The sequence below is a fragment of the Shewanella aestuarii genome (assembly GCF_014647215.1).
Taxonomy (GTDB): domain Bacteria; phylum Pseudomonadota; class Gammaproteobacteria; order Enterobacterales; family Shewanellaceae; genus Shewanella; species Shewanella aestuarii.
Genome location: NZ_BMOT01000006.1, coordinates 256393 through 262819 on the forward strand (window position 1 = coordinate 256393; position 6427 = coordinate 262819).

Below are 6427 nucleotides of genomic sequence, written 5' to 3' on the forward strand. Positions count from 1 at the left end.
TTTAAACACAAGATCACTCATCCGCGCTGCCGTTAATTAAAAAAGCTATAACAGAATATTTTGGCTAAAATTACCAATATTACTGGTCAAACAACGCTGATTACTGTAAAAGCTTCAGCCAAAATCATCCTCCAATCGAACGGTATACCACTATGTCAGATAAATTCTTTTTTAAAGGTCGCAGAACCCCAAAACCGGCCTATGGCGAAAGTGGATATAACACCAAACGCCAAACAAAAATTGGCACTGAAGCCAGCCCGCTTCAGCTATCGGTTCAATCCGAAGAGCGCAAGCAAGCGGTGCAAGCCATTGCCGATGAACAAGGATTATTTGCCATTATTACCATTAACGCTGACATTGAAGAAAACATCGTTCAGCTTGAGAGCATTTTAAACAAACCTAAAGCGGTTGTTGCAGAAGCGAAAATAAATCGCAATGACCCATGCACCTGCGGTAGTGAAAAGAAATACAAAAAGTGTTGTGGTCAATAAGCTTTTTTATCCTGATTCTATGCCAGTCTGAACCATTGGCATAGATAGCTTTCAATAGGGTATTGAAAGCAAACTTCCTGCATTCAGTCACACATATTGGCTCCCCTCTTTTAAGGTAAAATAGACACTTCACTGATAGCTATCGCACATCTGTAAATCACTTTCATTCAGTAATAAAAACCACAAATAGCGATCGGCTTTCCGTTAGCAAGTAAGTTAGCAAGTATATTAGTAAACAAGGATGTAGCCCGCTAAATAACCATAACCACATTGACCTTGGTTTTTCACACCAAAGTTAGGTAAAGTGTCTGCCAATTTCGCTAAACAATCATAACAAAAGGGTAACTTATGAGTGCTAATTCACACTCAGGCAATGACCTAAGTGAAGTAAAACAACTTGGCATGTGGGCTTCCATCACCAGCCTTGGCTATATTTTCTGGCTGGTGGGCGGTATGGAGCTGGTAGAACGTATTGCCTATTACGGCGTAAAAGCCAGTGCGGGCTTGTATGCTAAATCCCCCGTTTCGGAAGGCGGTTTAGGGATCGATCTACACGACTACGGCATCATCCTCGCTGCCTGGGCCTTATTACAAACTTTCATTCCCGTATTAACGGGTGGCATATCCGATCGCGTCGGCTATAAAGAAACCATTTTTGTATCCACCATCATCAAAATCAGTGGTTATTTAACCATGGCATTATTCCCAAACTTCTGGGGTTTTTTGATAGGTGCAATGTTACTAGCTGCAGGTACAGGGGTGTTTAAACCTGGGATCCAAGGTACCTTAGTATTGTCGACAAAACGCGAGAACACCTCTATGGCATGGGGAATATTCTATCAAGTGGTCAACATTGGTGGATTTCTCGGCCCATTAGTTGCTGTACATATGCGTCAGTTATCCTGGGACAATGTGTTTTATGCTTGTGCAGCCATTATTTCATTAAACTTTTTGTTTTTATTGGCCTACAAAGAGCCCGGTAAAGATGAACGGATTGAGCGCGCGCGTAAAGTTAAATCTGGGGAAATCCAACAGGAAGCATTGTGGAAAGATGCCCTGCATGAGCTGAAAAAACCTGTAGTAATTTACTATATGCTGGTGTTTGCAGGCTTCTGGTTTTTATATAACTCACTGTTTGATGTGCTGCCTATTCATATCGCAGAATGGGTGGATACCAGCATTATTGTCACCTCATTATTTGGCCCTGAAGGCACCAGTAACGGTATTTTACAATTCTGGCTGGGGCTAAATAACGACGGTACCAAGGTCATGCCTGAAGGTATGCTTAACTTGAACGCAGGTATGATCATGACCACCTGTTTTTTAGTGGCGGCTTTTACAGCTAAATACCGCATTACCACCGCCATGCTGGTAGGATGTATTTTAAGTATTGTCGCCATAATGTTGGTGGGGGCATTTAATGCAGCATGGATGATGGTGTTAGCCATTGCGATGTTTTCTTTTGGTGAAATGATGATTAGCCCAAAGAAAAATGAGTTTATGGGTAACATAGCTCCTGAAGGTAAAAAAGCCATGTACTTAGGTTTTGTGATGTTACCGCAAGGGATTGGTTGGACATTAGAAGGTTACTTTGCACCTAAGCTTTATCAAATCTATGCATCAAAAGAAATCATCTCTCGTAATGAGCTAGTGACTCGCGGCATGAGCCAATCCGATGTTGATGCCATTCCTCAAGGTGAAGCCTTTATGCGCTTAGTTGATTTTACCGGTATTGAAGCACAACCATTAACCCACATGCTTTATGAAGCGAATAACATTGGTATGGCTTGGTATATTATTGGCGCGATTGGCATTATCTCTGCTGTGGGTATTTTTATCTACGGCAAATGGCTACTACAAATGCAGCGCCAGCAAGCATAACGATATTAATGGTTGTTTCAACCAGTCAAAGCCACCTCAACAGGCCCCAATAATAAAGGGAGATGCATATGCATCTCCCTTTCAGTTTGGTTGAAGTATTGAGTGGCTATTTAGATAGCATGGCAATGATAAAATATGACTTCATTGCTTACCTGTATACTTCGTAGATTGTTTAATAAGTCATTCTTATCTTACATAGTGCGCTGTTCTGGATTAATGTGCACCTCCCATATGGACCTTATCGATACCATAAGTTTTACCTTCTGCGTGACAAGTCGCACATGATTCAACAGGTAAATTAGCGGTTGTTGCAGGATTACCTTCTACATATGCGCCATTACTTTCAAAGTGAGCTAATGCAGAACCTTTAATGTGACAAGAGCGGCAAGATTCAGCAATTGGCGAAATATACTCAGTCGCACTCACTTGAATAGAACGTTTACCAGAAGTTAAACCACCATCATCAGCAAATAAGGTTGCGCCTTCTTTATGACACGCCTGACAATCTGTTGCTAAGGCAGGATAACCTACTGTGTTCATGTTTTTATCAAAGTATATTGCCCCACCATCCCATGAACCGCTATGGAATCTGTGCGCGACAGTAACAAGGTCTCTGTTACTAAAGCTTAGGCCATCTACATTGGCGAAAATCGGTTTACCATCAGCATCAACCTCACCTGTATCGTAGGCTACATCACCATGGTAAGAACCAGGATAACGGTTATTGTGACAATCCATACATTGTGTAAACTCGGTTGCTCCGTGAGTACCTTTAACATGGGTAAGATTACCATGACAGGTGTTACATTGAGCTTCGCTAACCGTGATACGTGCAGGGTCATCAACGCGAGCTATGACTTCATCTGCTGTTGGGTCTGATAAATTGAAGTACTTGATTGGTGCATTATTCGCCACACCAAGTTGTTCAATATCGCCATCGGCATTTTTAGTACATTTGACAATTTTGTCTGCTTCAGCACACACCTGAACTTCTGCCGTGACATATATTGGTCCCATTAAACGACTAGTACTAAAGTTTTTAGCTAAAGTCATTACTCCACCAGTAAGACTTTGAACATTAGAGACTACTGACATACCTAAGCCACGAAGTGGAGTACCATCAGCTTCTAAGTTACCAATCAACAAGCCACGATTACTAGCAGTCATGTACTCACTTAAATTAGTACCATCGGCAATGGCTACCCCATTTAGCATCACTTTAGCGGTAATCGTTAAGGTAGAAATTAAAGGGTCAGCTGTGGTAGTTGCTACGGCAGAGGTAAAGTCAAAGGTTAAGCCTTCAGCGACTCTGTCTCGCTCACCCACTTTATGCGCTTGCATAGGACTTAAAACACCTGCGCCATGACAACCTGAACACACAGCATCACTGCCAGGAACAATACCACGGTGGTTTTCACCCGTTACTAAGTCAACATTGACGTGACACGACAAACAAGCTTCGGCATAAACATTATCATTCCATGCAGTACCGTTATCATGACAAGTGGTACATTGGCTAAGCTCTGCTGGGAAACCGATTTCACCAAACATTTCTTTGGCTTCGCCGGTTAAATCATCCGCAATATGATGACCCGCGTGAATGGTGTGGATCATCGCATTAAAGTTAGCATTAAAGCCTTTTTCAGGATCGTCCTGTCCACCCGCATAAGCTGGATTATGACACGCGACACAGTTTTCTACTTTTTGGTAATTATGGTGAGCACCGATATTTGCAATTCGCAGATCGGTAGCAGCATAACCATCCATTGGGCTATGACACTGAATACACGCCGCATTCGACACAGTATCTTTAGCTGAAATAGCTAACTCGCCGGTTGCAGGAATAAAATCCACTGGAGTAGACATTATCTTATCTGATACGCCAGTACCATCAGCCATGGTAACGTCATAGGCGCGAATAAATACCCGCACAAGATCGTTGGCATCGCCAGCCGCTAAGACAACAGGCGCATTACCATCGTGGGCCCAAGTACCGGTATAGGTGCCAGGGTTAGCTTCATCTTCAACTAAGGTACAAGCATCAACTTCAGCACCACCTCGGGCGGCGGCTTTACCTGTTGGCGTACAATACATGCTACTACCGAATTCATTTGCTAACGTATGGTTTACCCACAACATTGGCGCGCCGGTATCTGTGGTATTTTCAGATTGACTCATGACATACAGCGCCACTTTCTCTAAACCAGAGAATGCTTTTGCATTACCCGCTGCATTTTTACCTGTTGCAGTAAATTTAAGGGTAAATGGGCTGTCACCAACCACAACAATATCTTCAGGCATAACAGAAACAACTAAATCAGCTGCTGAACTCACAGTAGTCACAACATCACCTGCGGGTGTGCCGGGAGTACCGGGTTGACCTGGTTGACCTGGGGCGCCAGGTGCTCCAGGGGCACCATCTGAACCGTCAGAACCGCATGCGGCTAAGCCGAATGCGGAAATGAAGGCGATGGCGATTAACGATTTATTATAGGTTTTCATTTTAAATCCCCCGATTTAATGAAATATGCTTTTGCATACTTAAAATATAATGAAAACCTTACTGTTTGCGCGGATTACGTATCGAAGATGTGAACGAAGGTTAAAATTTCGTTAAATGAAATTTACAATTTCGAATTTGCGGATTGCAGATCCTCTAATTGGTGATTTCCACTTTTGAAATTGATGACACACTAAATTGTTATTCAAACACGCGTCAAATATCACTAATTAGGTATAAGATTAAATATTTCATTGTAAAACAATGTTATACAAAGGCTAAAGTTCCTTCTTTATCTTTATCTTTTGAGGAGGTATAAGTGTTTTATTTACGAAACAGTTAAAAATAACTTATTAATGAGAGTAATTATTATTTGCTTGGACTCTTCAGAATATCGGCGATATTGCTCATCACCTTCAAAAAAACAATAAACCGGGAAGTTCATCACCTTCTTTAATTTGTTTAGCTCTTTGGTTGGTAAAGGTTGCGAACATACCCTAGGTATATCATTTGCTATCAGCCCCTCAGGCATTATCGTTAATGACACACTGCCCATGGTCATTAGATGCCAATACCAATCATCTAATCCTGAAACATATTCGATATTTGTTAAGAAATGGCCACTTTCTTGGCAATACAACTCTAACGGATCAATACGGTGGTTATAGCCATGACATTTTAAATACACATAATCAAACTCAGCAATATCTTCTATCGAAATAGGGCTTGGGCATTGCCAGATAGGATGATCTTTATTAGCGACAACATAGAGGCTGCTGACCTCAATAATGGGAGTCACATTCAGCCCATGTTGGTTTTGTTCATCAAAGCCAATCCCAAAATCTATTTCACCTTTATGAATTTTTTCTTCCGTGTCATTTTGCCAAGGATGTAAGCGTAAAGGCCCAAAATGATTAAAAAACTCAGGTAAGCTCAGCGACATAGCCAAGCTGGTTATAATACTGGGTGACACAGCCACATTGAGCACGGGCTTTAATGGGTTGCGCTTGGTTTGTTGTGCGACAGATTCAATTTGATCAATGGTATCGCTGAACTGACAGATAGGCTGATAAAGCTGTTCGGCTAAAGGTGTCGGCTTTAACCCTTGCTGGCGGCGATAAAATAACTCATCGTCAAATGTATTACGCAACGAGGTTAAGCAGCGACTGACCTTAGGTGCGGAAACCCCTAACGATTTAGCTGCAATATTGGCGTAACCCGTTTCATAAATGGTTTTAAAGACTAATAAACAAAAAACATCTAACTCGCTAATTTTTTTTATTGCTTGAGTATCCACATTTCTTCTCAGTGTTAGGCCAATTCATTAAAACTAACACTTCACTCAAGTTAAAAAATTGATCTATCTCGCTAAATGAGCATCTACTTATTTAATCGTCAATATAAACAAAGGTGACATGCAACAGCATCAAAATGACCAGTTGATTTTAAATTAGACCCGTTATATTTCAGGTGCATACCCAAACAACCTGAAGATGCTCGATTTCAGCAAGAATTTACACGCGTTTAGGCAAGGCATTGATTGCGGGTAATGGTT

Annotated in this window: 4 protein-coding genes; 2 read left to right on the plus strand and 2 right to left on the minus strand. The window is 41.6% G+C overall.

The annotated features are described in order from the left end of the window. The first annotated feature begins 152 nt into the window (after positions 1-152). Both IEY03_RS11085 and IEY03_RS11090 read left to right on the plus strand, forming a co-directional pair. The gene (locus IEY03_RS11085) at positions 153-491 is read left to right on the plus strand and encodes a PBPRA1643 family SWIM/SEC-C metal-binding motif protein (RefSeq protein ID WP_188841561.1); all 339 of its coding nucleotides are present in this window, start codon (positions 153-155) and stop codon (positions 489-491) included. A gap of 348 nt (positions 492-839) precedes the next feature. After that, the gene (locus IEY03_RS11090) at positions 840-2372 is read left to right on the plus strand and encodes an MFS transporter (protein WP_188841563.1); all 1533 of its coding nucleotides are present in this window, start codon (positions 840-842) and stop codon (positions 2370-2372) included. 213 nt (positions 2373-2585) lie between these two features. Here IEY03_RS11090 and IEY03_RS11095 read toward each other — a convergent pair whose 3' ends face one another. Together IEY03_RS11095 and IEY03_RS11100 are read right to left on the minus strand one after the other, a co-directional pair. Next, the gene (locus IEY03_RS11095; protein WP_188841565.1) at positions 2586-4874 is read right to left on the minus strand and encodes an OmcA/MtrC family decaheme c-type cytochrome; all 2289 of its coding nucleotides are present in this window, start codon (positions 4872-4874) and stop codon (positions 2586-2588) included. Positions 4875-5200: 326 nt separating this feature from the next. After that, positions 5201-6169: a LysR family transcriptional regulator gene (locus IEY03_RS11100; protein ID WP_188841567.1), complete on the minus strand. Its 969-nt coding sequence runs from the start codon at positions 6167-6169 to the stop codon at positions 5201-5203. Between the last annotated feature and the right edge of the window lie 258 nt (positions 6170-6427).